Raw genomic sequence first — 14,842 nt, 5'->3', positions numbered from 1 at the left:
AATAAAATTGCTTCGACCGGATGAAGTCCGTCGGAAAAACTACTGATCTCGCTGCACATTCTCGGAGCCTCAGCGACATCCCGGTCCGCGGCGTTTACCAATAGTTAACCATGATCGGAAAGGATCGCTGTCGCATCGGCCCTCGGTCGCGGCGGCGACTGCTAAGCCGAGCCGGGATCATGTGCGATTTGCTGCAACGAAACCTCGCGCAACTGGCGGCAAAGGAGAACGGGCATGGCTTTGAAGGTCGAACTCAAACCGAACGAGCGCATCATCGTCGGCAATTGCGTGATCACCAACACCGATCAGCGCGCCCGTCTCCTGATCGACGGCGACCGGATTCCGATCCTGCGCGAAAAGGACATCCTGACGCCTGAGACCGCCGATACGCCGGCAAAGCTGATCTATCTTGCCGTGCAATTGATGTATCTGTCGCCCGATCCGATGGCACACCATCCGACCTATTTCAGCCTGGTGCGCGACATCCTTGTGGCGATGCCGAGCGCTTGGCCGTTCATCGAAGGCATCAACAATCTCATCCTCAACGGCGACCTCTATCACGCGCTGAAGGAATCGAAGAAACTGATCAGTCACGAGGAAAAGGTGATCGAAAACGCACGCCGCCTACAGGCATCCGCACAGGCGGACGCCCGCAAGTCGGCGTGAGCGTTTCGCTACGGGATGCAAAAAGGCCTCCAAGCGGAGGCCTTTTTCATCTTCGGCGCCTTGAAAATTCCGCGGCCGTCAGATCGGCAGATATTTCAGCAGCGTCGTCTGGTACAGCATCGAAGTGGTCTGATAGGACGCCTGCAGGCTGGTTTGCAGCGCAAGAATCTTGGTTGCGACCTCGTCCTGGTTGATGCCCTCGATCGAGTCGAGCATCGTCTGCGCCATTCCCTTGAGCTGGGTCTGGCGGTCGGTCGCCGCCTTGATCGCAGTCCCTGCTCCGGCCAGCTCCGCCTGCACGTCCTGGATCTGCTGCTGGCCCGTCTGCGGGGAGAGGTTCGCCGTAATCCGCTGCGCTAGCGCCGTCACCTGCGCGCTTGCGTTCGGATTGCTGGTATCGGTCGTCACCGCGGCATACACCGCGATGTTCTGCAATTCATAACGGAATGCCTGCTCGTTGGCGCGCGCACCGTACTGGACGGTGATCGACTGATCGACCTGCGCGATCGCGGTGCCGCGCGCGGAATCCGAACCGCTCTCGCCGGTGTACCAGGACACGGTGTTTGCCTGCGTTCCCGCCACCAGATTGGTCGCGGTGGCGAATGGCGGGCCGCCGACCCGCAGCGGCGCCGGCGTCGCGGTCGTGTTGTTGGCGATGCCGAGCGCTCCCAGCGCCGTCGGATTGGAGCTCGAGATCGAAAGGTTCGCGCCATCCGCGCCGTGCAACGTGATCGCTCCATTGCTGATCGTCGCGGCATTCTTGGTGCCGGTAATCTGGTCGATCTTCGCCGCGAGCGTCTGAACGCTGTCGGTGATATTGAGCTGATTGCCGGTCGCGCCCGACGCCACGAAGGTGATCGGCGTTCCGTTCACCGTGATGGTGTCGCCGACAGCGAAGCCCGTGGCCAGCGCGTCCCCGGTGCCCGACAGTTGCGTCGCGCCGGTAATCGGCGCAGCCGGCGTGTTCGCGTTGTTGACCGGGGACCCGGAAATCGTCGCCACCGGGTTGAAGAAGTTGTTGGACGCCGCGATCGCCGATGCGGCGACCAGCGAGGTGTCGCTCAACTTCTGGATCGACGAGGTCAGCGTCGACTGCAGATTCGATGTCGTCGCAGCGGTGTCGGGGCCTATCAGGAACGAACCGGCCGGCGGCGGGTTCGTGTTGGTCGCCGTCAGTTCGATCGCCTCCGTCGTGCCGTCGGGCAGCGTGAAGTTGAACTTGACCTTGTCGCCCTCGTTCGGATTGGCGGCACCGAGATCGACAGACGCGGCAGGCGGATTGCCGGCCGGCTGCGTCACGGTGGCCCCGGTCAAAGATGACTGCACCGACGCCAGTTTCAGACCGAACGCCGAGCCATCCTCTGCGATGCTGGTCACCGTCGTCGCCGGCGGCGACGATACGGCCAGGTGCCCCATCTTGTTGGTGCCCTGATCGGCCTGCCTGCGCTCGTCGATCAGTTGTTTGAGGCCTGCCTGGGTCGCCGTGCCGTTGAGAATGGTGTCGGCAGGCGCGGTTGCCTGCGTATCGTTGGCGCGGCCGGAAAACAGAAAACGGTCGCCCGACTGGCTGTTCAGCAGCGATATCGCGTTGGCGAACGCTGCCTGTGCCGTGATCTGGCCTGACGTCTGGCCGTTCTCGTTGAGCGTCTGCGTCGCCGTGGTCGAGGCGTTCTTCACCTGACTGCCGAGGTCGGATAGCCCCTGCAGCGCGAGATTAAGGACGTTCAGCCGGGTGTTGACGTTGGTCGCGGTATCGGAAAACGCGTCGATACTGCTGATCTGCGCGCGCAGGTTCAGCGCGAATCCGCGGTCGGGCCCCTGCCCCGCATAGGTCGTCGACACCCTGCCCGACGCAAGCTGCGTCGTCAGGTCATTGAGCTGGTTCCGCAGATTGATGATCGCGGAGCCGATATAGGAAGTTCTGCCGTTAACGCCGTCGATCGACATTCAACCCTCACATGGCCTGGATGAGCGTGTCGTACATCTCCTTGATCGACGACATCACGCGCGCGTTGGCGGAATAGGCATTTTGCAGAGCCAGCAGATGCGCCATTTCGTCGTCGATATTGACGCCGGCCGTCGCGTTCATCTTTTGCTGCAGCGTGTTGAGCACGGTGTCCTGTCCGTCCGCCAGGTTCTGGGCCGATGTTGCCGCCTCACCCTGCTGACTGATGAACTGCTTTGCAAAGTTCAACAGCGTGCCGCTGAACGGGGCACTGGAAGTTCCAAGGCCGGTCTGCGGCGAATAGGCGTAGGATCCATTCGAGAGCTGCGACAGCATGAAGTCGGAGCGCGTGGTGTCTCCGGCGGGGGTCTGCGGATTGGTCGAGAACACGATCGTGCGCGAGGGATCGCCGACCAATGCCGAGTTGACGCTGATGCGGGCAGCGAGGCCGGTCATCTGCGATCCGCTGGCGGTAATCGCGCCGGTGTAGGCCATGCCATTGTCGGTGAACAGCGGAAGCTGCGGATTGCCTGACGTGAGCGAGGAGATCGTGGTGGTGACGGAAGCCGCGGTCACGTCGGAGCGGTTGGCGGCACCATCGTCGAGCACGCGCAGGGTCGATCCAGACGGATTGGAAAACTGCAGGCCCGCAGTCGAACTGAGCGCGCCGTTGAGCTGCGACAGCACCGAGCTCATGCCGCCGGAGAAATCGACCCCGAGCACTTCGTCGTTCGGATCGACGGTTGCGGTATTGCTCAGCGGCAACACACTCGGATCGTCGACGCGGACGATCGACAAATTGTGCGTCGCGCCGGTGGTGTTGTCTTTGTAGGTCACATGGATGACGTTGCCGTTCTGCAGCCCCGTGAGATCGAGATCAAAACCGGCCTGCGGCGCGACCGATGCCGGCGCTGTGGTGCCCGCGGTCGTCTTGTCCGACAGCGCGCTCGCCATCGCGGCCGCGAACTGGTCGACCTGCGTCTGCGCCTGCACCAACGTCTTGTCGCGCAGCTCGAGATAGGCCGCGATCTTGCCGGACCGAATCGAGTTGGTCGACACCAGGTCGTAGCTGCCGCCATGCGGGAACGTGATGGAGATGGTGCCGACTGTGCTCTTGGCCGGATCGGAATTGTACAGCGTATTCGGCGTCACCGTGCCCTGTGGATTGAAGCTGAGCGTCGCTGCCTCGGTCCCGACCAGTTGCACACCGGAATTGGTGAACACAGTCAACTGGTTCTGGCTGTTGGTGACGGTACGGATGTCCATCAGTTGCGACAGCTGCGCGACATACTGGTCGCGCTGGTCGAGCAGCGCCGCCGTCGAAGCGTCGGTCCGGCCGCTGGCCTGAAGCTGGTTGTTGATGGCCGCAATCTGCGCCAGGGCGTTGTTGGCCGTGTTGATCGAGTCGTTGATGCCGCTCTCGGCGTTGGCGCGCAGGTTCTGGATACCCTGCGACGTCGCATTGAGTTGCTGCGCCATGGTCTGCGCGGCATTGACGACGCCGATGCGGGCCGACTGTGAGTCGGGACTGGTCGACAGGCCCTGGATCGCGGTCAGCAGCTTGTTGAAGGCGTCCTCAATTGTGCCGGTCTCGTCGGGATTGCCGTACACGCTCTGCAGGTTGGCGAGGTAAGTTGCACGGGTGTCGGCGTAGGCTGCGCCCGAAGTCTCGGTGCGAATCTGGGTCTGCAGATATTCGTCGAGTTGGCGGTTGACGCCGTTGATGAGAACGCTGGATCCGTAATCACCGCTCAGCCCGGCGACCTGGTTGAGCGTCTTCCTGGTATAGCCGGGCGTCTCCGCATTCGCGACGTTCGACGATACAAGCGACAGCGATGCCTGCGTGACCCGCAGGCCTGACATCGCGGTGGAGAGAGCCTGGCTCAGACCCATGACGTGTTACTCACCTCTTACAAGTGCAAACGTGTATCGTCGCCGCGATCAGCGCAGCACGTTCAGCAGATCCTCCACCATCGAGTTGGAGGTGGTGATCACCTTGGTGTTCGCCGAATAGGCCTGCTGCGTGACGATCAGCTTGGTGAATTCGTCGGCGATGTCGGTGTTGGAGCTTTCGAGCGAAGAACCGACGATGGTTCCGGCGTTGCCGAATACCGGGGCGCCGGATTCGTCGGTTTGCTCGAATGCGCCGCCATCGACGCGCTTCAGGAAGTTGGTGCCGTTGAAGGTCGCCACCGAGATCTCGGCGAGGTCGATGTTGCGGCCGTTGGTGTAGTTGCCGACGATGCGACCGTTGGTCGAGACGCTGACCGATTGCAGTTGACCGGCGGGAAAGCCGTCCTGCTGGATCTGGTTGACCTGGACGTTGCCGTTGGCGTCGGCGAACTGGGTCACGCCGCCGGTGCCGAAGTTGATGACCGGATTGCCGAGCGACACGCCGTTGACGACGGCGTTGCTGAGCGTCACCGTCGGGATCGCCGGCGACATCTGGCCGTTCGCGGAGAAGGTGAAGTTGACATTGACGTTTTGCCAGGCGACCTGGGTACCGGTCGCATTCGGGTTGACCTGATAGAACAGGTTCCAGGTATCGGTATGACCAGGACCCTGCGAGGAGCTGTCCGTCTTGGCCCAGCGGAACTGCAGGTTCACGGGCGCACCCGATACGTCGTAAGTGGTGACGGCGCCGCCCGCGACGCTTTCGTCGAGGAAAGTCGAGTTGTCGTTGCCAATCACCTGGCCGGTGCCGACCGTGCCGCCGCCGCCGCGGCTCGCGGACACGCTGCCGGTAAAGCCGAGCGCAGCGAAGGCGGTCGAGTTCGAGCTCGTGATCGAGAGATCGCTCGTGGTGCCCGAGTGCAGAGTGATCGAGCCGCCGGTGATCGTCGACGCGGTGGCCGTGCCGGTGATCGAGTCGATCTTGCTCAGCAGGGTCGAGATGCTGTCGGTGACGTTGAGCTGGTTGCCGGTGGCACCGGAAGCCACGAATGTGACGACGGTGCCGTTCACCGTGATGGTGTCGCCGGCCGCGAAGTTGGCGCTGATCGAATCGGTGCCCGCGGCGCCTGACAGAGCGGTGGCGCCCGTATTCGCCACCGAAGGCGTCGCCTTGTTGCTCTGAACCGTGCCGGTGAACGTGGAATCGGTGAACGGCGCCGCCGGCGTGCCCAGCACCAGCGGGTTATGGCCCGAGCTGAAGGATCCCGGTGCAATCAGCTCAGAGCCCGGAACCGACGTGTCGTGCTTGGTGGTCAGAGGATAACTTGCGAGGTTGGCGCGATAGTCGACCTTGGTGGTCTGTTGCGCCGGCAGGAAGTCGTTCTGGAATCGCAGCACCTGCGGCGAACTGCCCGAGGGGTTGCCCGTGGTCGGGTCGATCGGGACACCTTCGAGGTAGTAGCCTGCGCCATTGACCAGGTAGCCGCTCTTGTCGAGTTGGAAGTCGCCGCGGCGGGTGTAGCGGTCGACACCGTCGAATACCGGCTGATTGTCGGTGAAGGTGCCGGGCTTCTGCACCGCGAAAAAGCCGTTGCCGTTGATCGCCATGAAGGTCGCAACCGACGCGGGCTGCACGTCGCCCTGCACCGAGTTGGTCGAGCGGGATTGTGCCGTGACGCCGCCCGCAAGCTGCGCAGTCAGCGCGGTCTGCGGAATGAGGTCGAGGAAGGAGGTGTCAATGCGCTTGAACGCCGTGGTCTGCGAGTTGGCGATATTGCCTGAGATGTTCTCGAGTGCGTACGACTCTGCGCGCAAGCCACCGACAGAGGTCGTAAGTGCGCCGAAGATACCCATGACACGTTCTCCAAATCCGGTTCCCGGCGGCCCGCGTTCCGAGAACTGGCCGCATCGGCGGAGAGTGTCGCAAGCGTCGTGCCAGCAGGCAAAACGTAGCTAAATCATGTATTTAAAAGAAAAACCCCGGTCGCGGGACCGGGGCACAATTGCCGGGCCGGCAACAATTGCCGGGAGAGTGCGTCAAGTCGCCGAGGGCGCCGCCGGATGAAACACCAGGGCAAAACCGTCCATGCAGTAGCGCAGACCGGTCGGCTTTGGCCCGTCATCGAAGACGTGGCCGAGATGGCCGCCGCAACGGCTACAATGCACCTCGGTGCGGACCATGCCGAAGGTACGATCCTGGGTGGTGCCGACCGCGCCCTCGAGCGGCTGGTAGAAGCTCGGCCAGCCGGTGCCGCTCTCGAATTTGGTGTCGGAGGAGAACAGCGGCAGGTTACAGCCGGCGCAGGCGAAGACGCCCTTGCGATGCTCCTTGAGGAGCGGGCTCGACCATGGACGCTCGGTGCCCTGCCTGCGCAATATGTCATATTGCTGCGGCGTCAATTGCGCGCGCCACTCGGCATCGGTCTTCTCAATCTCGAATTTCTCGGCGGCCCGCGCCGGCGAGGCCTGCAACCAGCGGAAAACAGCCAGGCCCGGTAGGCTCGCGACAGCAGCAAGCAGGATACGGCGATCGATCATCACAGCTTCTCCGATGGGTACAAATGTTCTCCATCAAATACGGTTGTACCCGCCCGAAATTACATCGAATCGTCCGGGACCCTCTCACTTTCTTGCGAGGGAACAGGATGTGCATCCGCGCGCTCCCGTACCCCAAAAGCGCGCGGGGCGACGGGCAGCCGACCGCGACGCGACGGCGCCCGGGTTCCCGCCCTGAGATTGGCTTTGGTAAGCCGGTCCTCGCGTATCCGCTCCTTGGCTCGGACACTCTCGCGGTAGCGGGCGAATACCCCGGCGGCGGATGAGGCGCCCCTCGCCCACATGCCAATGACCTGGCCCGCGACGCGGCCGATAGCGCCGCCGGCCCAGACCAGTTCGAATGGTGAGAACAGCCGCCAGCGCTCGTCCCCCCAAAGGATGCTGCGCGCGATCAACTGCCCGGCCATCGCCGACGTGTTGAGTCCCTGCCGGCCGAAACCGCTGGCGACCCAGAGTCCTTTGCGCAACTGGCCGATCTGCGGCATGCCATGCACAGTCACCCCGACCGCGCCGCCGAATGTCTCCGCGATCGGCACCTTCCCGAGTTGCGGGAATACAGTCTCGATCCGGCGCTGCACACCCCTGGCGAATCTCGTCGATTGCGCGGGCCACGTGGTCTCCGGGCTGGCCCACAGCAGGCGGTCACCCTCGACAATGCGGAAATGATCGATGCCATCGCTATCGATCACCGAACCCTGAAAGGCGATCGCGTCAGCCAGCCGCTCACCGAGCGGCTCGGTCAACGCCGCATAGCGCCAGACCGGCAATAGCGTCTCGGACAATCGCTCCAGCGGCGCCCCGAGATGGACGTTGCCGGCCAGCACGATGTGCGAGGCGCGCAACCGCGCCGAAGGCGTCGCGATGCGTTTGCGAATGCCGGAAAAATCGATGCTGACGACCGGCGTATCCTCGAATATCCGCGCGCCCACGCGCGTCGCGAGCGCTGCGAGCCCATGGACATATTTGCGGCCGTCGATCTGAAAGGCCTTGGGGTAATGGATGCCGTGGAAGTAGCGGCCGGTCTTCAGCACGCTGCGGACGCGGTCGACGTGCCAGCCCTCGACATCTGCCCCAAACTCCTCGCCAAGCGTCTGCACGCGGCGGATCAGCGCCTCGCCCGCATCGACGTTGGGCACTTCGAGTGCGCCCTCGCTGAAGCCGATGTCAGGGATCAGCCCCGCGGTCGCGATGCCACGGACATACTCGGCCCCCTCGTTCGACAGCGCCCAGAGTTCGCGGGCATCTTCGAGCCCGACCCTTTCGATGAGGCCCGAGACCGGCAGGTTGAAGCCCGGCATCACGGTGCCGAGTTGGTGGCCTGAGGCGTTCCAGCCGACGTGGCGGCCCTCGAGCACGGCAACGCTCGCACCGAGGCGGGCCGCCTCACGCGCGACCGTCAGGCCGGCAAGCCCCGCTCCGACCACGCAGATATCGACGTCAAGATCGTGTAACAGGCGCGCACGGGGCGAAGCCGCCTCGTCGGGGCCCTCCGCCGCACTTGTGGAAGTCTCGCTCATGTCGTTCTCTTACGAACCGCTGCGGCGCTTGTCACCTTGTCCCGGGCACGAGCTTGTAGAATTAATTCGGCTGAACGAATCGAGATAATAGTCCATGCGCCGTTTGCTGCTGCTGCGTCATGCCAAAACCGAGACCGATGCACCTTCGGGGCATGACCAGGACCGCCGCCTCGACGATCGCGGCCGACGTGATGCCGCTGAGATGGGCGGCTGGATCGGCCGCCACCCGCCCTTTCCCGATCGGGTCTTGGTGTCACCGGCGGTCCGCGCGGCGCAGACCTGGGAGATCGCGCGCGAGGCGATGCAGGGCCTTGCGCCGCAGCCGTCAGTCGAATTCCTGCCGGAGCTCTACGGCGCCGATCCGACGCAATTGCTAACCACGATCCGCATGGCCTCCGCCACTGATCCGAAGCGGCTGATGCTGGTCGGCCACAATCCCGGCATGCACGAGCTGGCGCTGACATTGACCGGCAGTGGCGACGAGGCCGCGAGGAAGGCGTTGCGCGACAATCTGCCGACGTCAGGGCTTGCGGTCTTCGATTTCGCGACCGATGACTGGAACGAGGTGTCGTTCCGCCGCGGCAAGCTGATCCTGTTCGTCAGCCCGAAATTGTTGCGGCAGTCGTCGCACGACTGAGGCCGGCGGACATCGCTGTCGTTTCGTGCTATACTGCGCTCGCGCGACAGGGGACCGTTCGCGTTTAAAAAACATCAACATAAAAATGAGGGCTCGCGTCCCGGCGCAAGAGGGACCAAACGGCTCCGGACCAATCGCGGAGAGGCGCAGATGTACAAGTCCATTCTCGTGCCGATCGACCTCGCCGACACCGATCTGGCGAAGCCTGCGCTGGCAACCGCCGCGACGCTGTCGCGGACCTGGAACGGCTCGATCCGCCTGCTCAACGTGCTGCCGATGACGCCGGTGATGCTTGCCGAATATGTGCCGGCCGATTTCGACGCCCAGCAGCGGGAAACCTCGGAAGAGGCCCTTGCGATCGTGGCGCGCGAGTCCGGCGTCGAGCCGGACCGCATCTCCGGCGTGGTCCGCCAGGGCGGCATCTATCATGAGATCCTCGAAGAGGCCGCCGCGATGAAGGCCGACCTCATCGTGATGACGTCGCACCGCCCGGCGATGCGCACATACTTCCTCGGCTCAAATGCCGGGCACGTCGTGCGTTATGCCAAATGTTCGGTGCTGGTGGTGAGGCACTAAGGCCCTGATCCGGAAAAGTGCGCAGGAGCTTTCCGAAAAGATCACGCCCGAACAATGACCTAAAGCGCGATGCTGATCCATTGTCATCGCGCTTTAACGTCGCGTGCGAACGCATAACCAATCTCAACGAATCCGGATAAGCTCGAGATCAATGTCGCCTGTGACGGCCGTCTCGATATGGCAGCGCGAGATTCCGATATCGCGCAGCGCCCTGTCGTCGAGGCGGCGCAAGGTCTTGATCGCTTCCCGGCGCACCCAATAGGTGGCGAGCGCATCGGTCCAGGCTCGGAGCAATCGGAACAATCCACCCGGGATACTGCCTCGCGCTGGCGGCACGGCGGCTGAGGATATCGTGGTCATTGTCATCTCCTTCGAGGGCCCGCGCGGCCAAGCGATGCAATTGATACAAATGCTGTTTCGGCACTTGCACCTTTCCGACACCTCGGATTGCTTGCGCTCTCTTCAGTGCATCGCGGGCTTGCTTCGCTATAAATGATCCGGTACATTACTCGGAGCAAGTAAAACATTGCTCTCGGTACAATAATGTCGAGATTCGAATATCTGAAGCTGGCCGACGCGGTCGCCGCCGAGATTGCCAGCGGCGCGCTCAAGGCTGGCGACCGCCTGCCGCCGCAACGCCATTTCGCCTATGACCGCGGAATTGCCGTGTCGACCGCGAGCCGGGTCTATACCGAGCTGTTGCGGCGCGGGCTTGTGGTCGGCGAAGTCGGCCGGGGGACATTCGTCTCCGGAGAAGCACGTCGTGGCGTCGCCGCGTCGACGGAGCCGCGCGGCGCCCGCATCGATCTCGAATTCAACTATCCACTGCTCCCGCACCAGACGGCGATGATCGCAAAAAGCCTCGAAGGGCTCGAACGTCCGGAAGCGCTCGAAGTCGCACTGCGGCAGGCGACCAGTTTTGGGACTCGCGCGGCGCGCACCATTTCGGCGGAGTTTCTCGCGCGCAAGAGCTGGATGCCAAGCCCGGACCAGATCGTCTTCACCGCCAACGGACGGCAATGCATCGCCGCGGCGCTCGCGGCCGTCGCGCCGCCCGGCGGACGCTGCGGCGTCGAGGCGCTGACCTATCCCTTCATCAAGGGCATCGCGGCGCGGCTTGGCGTCACGCTGGTGCCGCTCGCGATGGATGAGCACGGCGTACGTCCGGACGCGGTGCAGAAGGCGCATCGCGAGGCGCATCTGTCGGCATTGTACATTCAGCCCACGATCCAGAACCCGCTCGGCATCACCATGCCGGCCGAGCGTCGTGTCGATCTCTTGCGCGTGATCGAGAAGCTCGGCCTAACGGTCATCGAGGACACGGTCTACGGCTTCCTCGACGAGGAGGTACCGCTCGCCGCACTCGCGCCCGATAGCTGCATCGTGCTCGACAGCCTGTCGAAGAAGGTCGCGCCGGGCCTCGCGCTCGGTTTCATCGTCCCGCCGCCACGGCTGCGCGAGAGCGTCATGGCCGCGGTGCGATCGGGCGGCTGGACGGCGTCAGGCTATGCCTTCGCCGCGGGACAGCGACTGATGGGCGACGGCACGGCAGCAGAACTGTCGCGGCTGAAGCGAATCGATGCCGGGCGGCGCCAGCAGATGGCGGCGAAGCATTTTACGAGTTTCGAAGTGCAGACCAACCCGAAGTCCTATCACATGTGGCTGATATTGCCGCCGCATTGGCGTTCGCAGACCTTTGTCACGGCGGCCGCACGGCGCGACATAGCGCTGACTCCGTCGACCACCTTTGCCGTCACGCCCGGCCACGCGCCCAATGCCGTGCGACTCGCGCTCGCCGCACCGCCGATGGAGCAGCTCGAGCTGGGCTTGAGGACACTGGCGGGGATGTTGAGCGCGACCGAAGAGGATTTTGACTCGACGGAATGACCGGCGATGCCCTCTCCGCTCAGGGGAAGCGCGAAGCTATATTTCGCTGCGCTTTGCGACAGAAGGCGGCAGCAGCACGTCAGGGAGATGATCGAAGCCGTAGCGCCGTGGCCGGTTGCGCGTGACGAAGCCTCCGACCTGCCAGGCGAACAACACGGCGAAACCGACCAGGAACAACGCGCCAGTCCATTCCGAAGCCGCCAGCGCGCGGACAAACAGTGCGATCATCGCGATTGCCAGGACCGCCAGCAGCGCCAGCGCCGCCGCGTAGGTCTTCGGCCCGAGGCCGCCGATGAGCGTTGCCTTGCTGCCCGCCGCCTGCATCCGGCGGTGCAGTTCAACGATGAAGTCGCGATAGCCCTGCCCCTGCGGCGCCATGAGCGTCGCGGTCTGCCAGGTGGTCGAGAGGATCGCGATCCGCCCGCCCTTGGCGTTGTCGATGTCGGCGCGAAACCGCTGCTGCTGCATCGATACCGGACGGTAAGACAGTTTGACGGATGCGATGTCGGTATAGAGCCACAGGCCCGACCTACCGGCGATCCGCCACGACAGCCCGCCGTCCGTCAGCTCAAACTGATGCGCGGAGCCGATCAAAGACGCCTTGTAGGCGTAGCGGACCGGCTCCGCCTTCTCGTCGGCGGGAACAACCGTCATGTCGCGAATCCGAGATCATGATGCGATCAGGTCGAATAGCATCATGATCTTATCTCTTTGTTGTTTGAAAGCATGATCTCCGCGCAAACGCTCCGCGTTTGTCGTGAAGGAAAACAGCGACACACCTTTCCGGATCATGCTCTAACTCTAACGCTGCAGACATCCCCAGAGGTAGGCGAGCGTGCCGATTGCGCCCAGTACGGTGCGAACGCCATGAAGCCCGCCCCATTTCACGACCAGGGCCCGCGACTGGGGCCCCGCCTGGTCGAACTCGGTGGCAAGCAGCGCATCATTGGTTGGTTTAATGACGAAAATCGTCCATGGCCATGGAGCGATCATCGCCACGGCGCCGATCAGGAACCCTGGATGCAACGCCTGCCACCAGGCGATCAGGCCGAGGATGCATCCGATCAGGGCAAGCGGCGCCTGCATCGCAAAGCCGCGCCGGTAGGACGGCTTCCACTCGGCGAGCAGCGCGCGGTCATCGAGAGTGAGCCGCGCAGGCTGCTCAACCATATTCACGTAGAGCGCTGCCCCCGTGAAGATCGCCGCGACCATCAGCGCCAGAAGGCCACTCCCCATCGAACAAGCCTCTCTGCAAGGCCCGCGCGCATGCTTGCGCGGCCCGTCGTCTTTATCTTACAAGCTGACCATGGCCGAGACGACCCATTTTCCGCGCTACCTCATCCTGGGAGGCGCGATGATTTCAGGTGTGCTGCTGGCGCTCGCCGTGCACATGCTCGGCGCACGCTACGGACTCGATCTCGGCGGCCTGTGGCGCTCCGACACCAAGGATTTCATGCCGGCGGGCGCGGCTATCGCGTGGTGGCTGATCGCCGGTGTCGGATTCACCGGCGGTTACTTCACCGCCAATCTGATGCACAGCGCAGTATCCGGCCATATCCCGCACCGGATGCGACAGTTCCTGATCGTGATCGGCGTGCTGATCCTTGCGGGAGCGGGACAGGCCGCGTCAGCGCCGAGCCCGATTCCGACAATCTCCGGTGTCCTCGCCGGCCTTGCGGCGCTGTGTCTTGGCGGCGTCATGGCGTTTTGCGGCGCCTACTTTGCGATGCGCAAGGCCTGAAGCGCCTGCGCCGATCCAAATCAACGCGCCGGCCGCAAGCAGCACTCCGGCCGAGATCACCAGCGACGCGTGGAGACCACCGATGAACGCCGCGGAGCCGCTGACAAGCGAACCGAACAGAGCAACGCCAAGCACGCTGCCGGTCTGCCGGGTCGCATTCAGCACGCCGGCCGCGATGCCAGAGCGCGCCGTCTCCACACTGCCGAGCAGCGTGGACGTCAACGGCGGCACCAGCAGACCGAGCCCGCCGCTCAGCGCGATCATCTGCAAGCAGATCGCCCAGTAACTCGTACCGCGATCGACTCCGAGCATCGCCAGGCACCCGATGGCGGATATCGTCGCGCCGAGCGCGATGGTCTGAGCCGCACCGATCCGCTCGGCGAGACGCGGCGCGATCAAATTGACCGGCAATACCGCTCCGAGCATTGGCACGAAGGCAAGACCGGTTTCCAACGCCGACAGACCGTTGACCTGCTGGAAGTACAGGCTGAGCACGAAGATCAGCCCGTAGATCGCGACGTTCACGAGGAGACCGGTCAAGGAGGTGAGCGCGAACATGCGCTGGCGGAACAGCGACAGCGGCAGCATCGGCTGCGGCGCCCATGCCTCGCGCCAGACGAAAAGCAGCATGAAGACGGCTGACAGGACAAACGAACGGACTGTCCCATCCGAGCGTGCCACCTTCGATGAGAGCGCCGGCAAGCGTGCCGAGTGCCGCGAGCGCCGTGATCTGGCCCGGCAGGTCGATCTCGCGCTGCCGATGGCGCGTCGTCTCGCCGGCAAAGCGCCATGCGAGCCACAGCGCGGCCAGACCGATCGGCAGGTTGACCAGGAAGATCGCGCGCCAGCCGACGAGCGCAATCAGGCCACCGCCGACGAGCGGGCCCGCAGTCAGTGCAAGGCTTGCGCCTGCCGCCCAGACGCCGATAGCGCGTCCCCGCGTCTTGTCATCCGCATAGGCGTGCCTAAGCAGCGCGAGCGAATTGGGGACCAGAATGGCCGCCGCCAATCCCTGAATGCAGCGCGCGGCAATCAGCGTTACCGCGTCGGGCGCGAGCGCGCAGGCGACGGAGGCCGCGGTGAAGATCGCAAATCCCGCCATGTAGATGCGCTTGGCGCCGATACGATCGCCAAGCGCGCCTGCCGTCAGGATGAACGCGGCAAAGGCAATGGTATAGGAGCTGACCACCCATTGCAGTTCGGCGACGCCGCCGCCGAGCGAGGCGCCGATCGCATTGAGCGCGGTGTTGACGATGGTGACGTCGAGCTGGACAACGCCATAGCCAAGACTCATCGCGGCAAGCGTCAGCGCCGCCGCCAATTTCGGCCGGCCGGAGCGCAACACGGCGCGTTCCTCCGGAAGGGGCTGAAAACTCAAGGGCGTGCTTCGCATGGACCGACCTCGTTTCGGAAACCAATGCGAG

13 protein-coding genes and 1 pseudogene are annotated in these 14,842 nt (G+C 63.8%); 5 read left to right on the top strand and 9 right to left on the bottom strand.

Annotation, left to right across the window (positions count from 1 at the left end):
* The first annotated feature begins 234 nt into the window (after positions 1 to 234).
* A complete protein-coding gene (gene flbT, locus JQ553_RS23790) occupies positions 235 to 666 on the top strand; it encodes a flagellar biosynthesis repressor FlbT (protein ID WP_212502461.1) in 432 nt (143 codons plus the stop codon).
* 78 nt (positions 667 to 744) lie between these two features.
* On the opposite strand, the gene JQ553_RS23785 is transcribed toward flbT, so the two are convergent.
* The 5 genes from JQ553_RS23785 to JQ553_RS23765 form a co-directional block, all read right to left on the bottom strand.
* A complete protein-coding gene (locus tag JQ553_RS23785) occupies positions 745 to 2,613 on the bottom strand; it encodes a flagellar protein (protein WP_212502460.1) in 1,869 nt (622 codons plus the stop codon).
* 7 nt (positions 2,614 to 2,620) lie between these two features.
* Entirely contained in the window at positions 2,621 to 4,504 is a 1,884-nt protein-coding gene (gene flgK, locus JQ553_RS23780; RefSeq protein ID WP_212502459.1) for a flagellar hook-associated protein FlgK, read from the bottom strand.
* 48 nt (positions 4,505 to 4,552) lie between these two features.
* Complete coding sequence (locus JQ553_RS23775; protein WP_212502458.1) at positions 4,553 to 6,358, bottom strand: flagellar hook-basal body complex protein; 1,806 nt, start codon at positions 6,356 to 6,358, stop codon at positions 4,553 to 4,555.
* A gap of 183 nt (positions 6,359 to 6,541) precedes the next feature.
* Positions 6,542 to 7,042 (bottom strand): peptide-methionine (R)-S-oxide reductase MsrB, encoded by a 501-nt coding sequence (msrB, locus tag JQ553_RS23770; protein ID WP_212502457.1) that lies wholly within the window; start codon positions 7,040 to 7,042, stop codon positions 6,542 to 6,544.
* 59 nt (positions 7,043 to 7,101) lie between these two features.
* On the bottom strand, positions 7,102 to 8,577 hold the full coding sequence (locus JQ553_RS23765; protein ID WP_212502456.1) for an FAD-binding oxidoreductase: 1,476 nt from the start codon (positions 8,575 to 8,577) through the stop codon (positions 7,102 to 7,104).
* 94 nt (positions 8,578 to 8,671) lie between these two features.
* Between JQ553_RS23765 and JQ553_RS23760 the strand changes: the two genes are divergently transcribed.
* Entirely contained in the window at positions 8,672 to 9,214 is a 543-nt protein-coding gene (locus JQ553_RS23760) for a histidine phosphatase family protein (RefSeq protein ID WP_212502455.1), read from the top strand.
* A 150-nt stretch (positions 9,215 to 9,364) separates the two neighbouring features.
* Positions 9,365 to 9,790 (top strand): universal stress protein, encoded by a 426-nt coding sequence (locus JQ553_RS23755; protein WP_212502454.1) that lies wholly within the window; start codon positions 9,365 to 9,367, stop codon positions 9,788 to 9,790.
* A 123-nt stretch (positions 9,791 to 9,913) separates the two neighbouring features.
* Here the strand turns inward: JQ553_RS23755 and JQ553_RS23750 are convergent, their stop codons facing one another.
* The gene (locus tag JQ553_RS23750; RefSeq protein ID WP_212502453.1) at positions 9,914 to 10,150 is read right to left on the bottom strand and encodes a DUF1127 domain-containing protein; all 237 of its coding nucleotides are present in this window, start codon (positions 10,148 to 10,150) and stop codon (positions 9,914 to 9,916) included.
* A gap of 183 nt (positions 10,151 to 10,333) precedes the next feature.
* On the opposite strand from JQ553_RS23750, the gene JQ553_RS23745 reads away from it, so the two are divergent.
* A complete protein-coding gene (locus tag JQ553_RS23745; RefSeq protein WP_212502452.1) occupies positions 10,334 to 11,677 on the top strand; it encodes a PLP-dependent aminotransferase family protein in 1,344 nt (447 codons plus the stop codon).
* Positions 11,678 to 11,713: 36 nt separating this feature from the next.
* Here JQ553_RS23745 and JQ553_RS23740 read toward each other — a convergent pair whose 3' ends face one another.
* Complete coding sequence (locus JQ553_RS23740) at positions 11,714 to 12,331, bottom strand: hypothetical protein (RefSeq protein WP_212502451.1); 618 nt, start codon at positions 12,329 to 12,331, stop codon at positions 11,714 to 11,716.
* Between the two features lie 147 nt (positions 12,332 to 12,478).
* Positions 12,479 to 12,913, bottom strand: coding sequence for a DUF1772 domain-containing protein (locus JQ553_RS23735; protein WP_212502450.1), 435 nt, complete (start codon positions 12,911 to 12,913; stop codon positions 12,479 to 12,481).
* Positions 12,914 to 12,983: 70 nt separating this feature from the next.
* On the opposite strand from JQ553_RS23735, the gene JQ553_RS23730 reads away from it, so the two are divergent.
* Positions 12,984 to 13,418: a hypothetical protein gene (locus JQ553_RS23730; RefSeq protein WP_212502449.1), complete on the top strand. Its 435-nt coding sequence runs from the start codon at positions 12,984 to 12,986 to the stop codon at positions 13,416 to 13,418.
* On the opposite strand, the pseudogene JQ553_RS23725 reads toward JQ553_RS23730, so the two are convergent.
* Positions 13,413 to 14,811, bottom strand: a pseudogene (locus JQ553_RS23725) (MFS transporter); the annotation flags it as partial. The gene JQ553_RS23730 and the pseudogene JQ553_RS23725 overlap by 6 nt on opposite strands.
* Positions 14,812 to 14,842: the final 31 nt, after the last annotated feature.

Source organism: Bradyrhizobium lablabi (assembly GCF_018131005.1).
Lineage (GTDB): Bacteria > Pseudomonadota > Alphaproteobacteria > Rhizobiales > Xanthobacteraceae > Bradyrhizobium > Bradyrhizobium lablabi_D.
Note: the sequence above shows the minus strand (reverse complement) of the source record. Positions and strands in the feature narration are given on the sequence as shown.

Coding starts and splice junctions, on each gene's coding strand:
- flbT (WP_212502461.1), top strand. CDS start 235: ATGGCTTTGAAGGTCGAACTCAAACCGAACGAGCGCATCATCGTCGGC.
- JQ553_RS23785 (WP_212502460.1), bottom strand. CDS start 2,613: ATGTCGATCGACGGCGTTAACGGCAGAACTTCCTATATCGGCTCCGCG.
- flgK (WP_212502459.1), bottom strand. CDS start 4,504: ATGGGTCTGAGCCAGGCTCTCTCCACCGCGATGTCAGGCCTGCGGGTC.
- JQ553_RS23775 (WP_212502458.1), bottom strand. CDS start 6,358: ATGGGTATCTTCGGCGCACTTACGACCTCTGTCGGTGGCTTGCGCGCA.
- msrB (WP_212502457.1), bottom strand. CDS start 7,042: ATGATCGATCGCCGTATCCTGCTTGCTGCTGTCGCGAGCCTACCGGGC.
- JQ553_RS23765 (WP_212502456.1), bottom strand. CDS start 8,577: ATGAGCGAGACTTCCACAAGTGCGGCGGAGGGCCCCGACGAGGCGGCT.
- JQ553_RS23760 (WP_212502455.1), top strand. CDS start 8,672: ATGCGCCGTTTGCTGCTGCTGCGTCATGCCAAAACCGAGACCGATGCA.
- JQ553_RS23755 (WP_212502454.1), top strand. CDS start 9,365: ATGTACAAGTCCATTCTCGTGCCGATCGACCTCGCCGACACCGATCTG.
- JQ553_RS23750 (WP_212502453.1), bottom strand. CDS start 10,150: ATGACCACGATATCCTCAGCCGCCGTGCCGCCAGCGCGAGGCAGTATC.
- JQ553_RS23745 (WP_212502452.1), top strand. CDS start 10,334: ATGTCGAGATTCGAATATCTGAAGCTGGCCGACGCGGTCGCCGCCGAG.
- JQ553_RS23740 (WP_212502451.1), bottom strand. CDS start 12,331: ATGACGGTTGTTCCCGCCGACGAGAAGGCGGAGCCGGTCCGCTACGCC.
- JQ553_RS23735 (WP_212502450.1), bottom strand. CDS start 12,913: ATGGGGAGTGGCCTTCTGGCGCTGATGGTCGCGGCGATCTTCACGGGG.
- JQ553_RS23730 (WP_212502449.1), top strand. CDS start 12,984: ATGGCCGAGACGACCCATTTTCCGCGCTACCTCATCCTGGGAGGCGCG.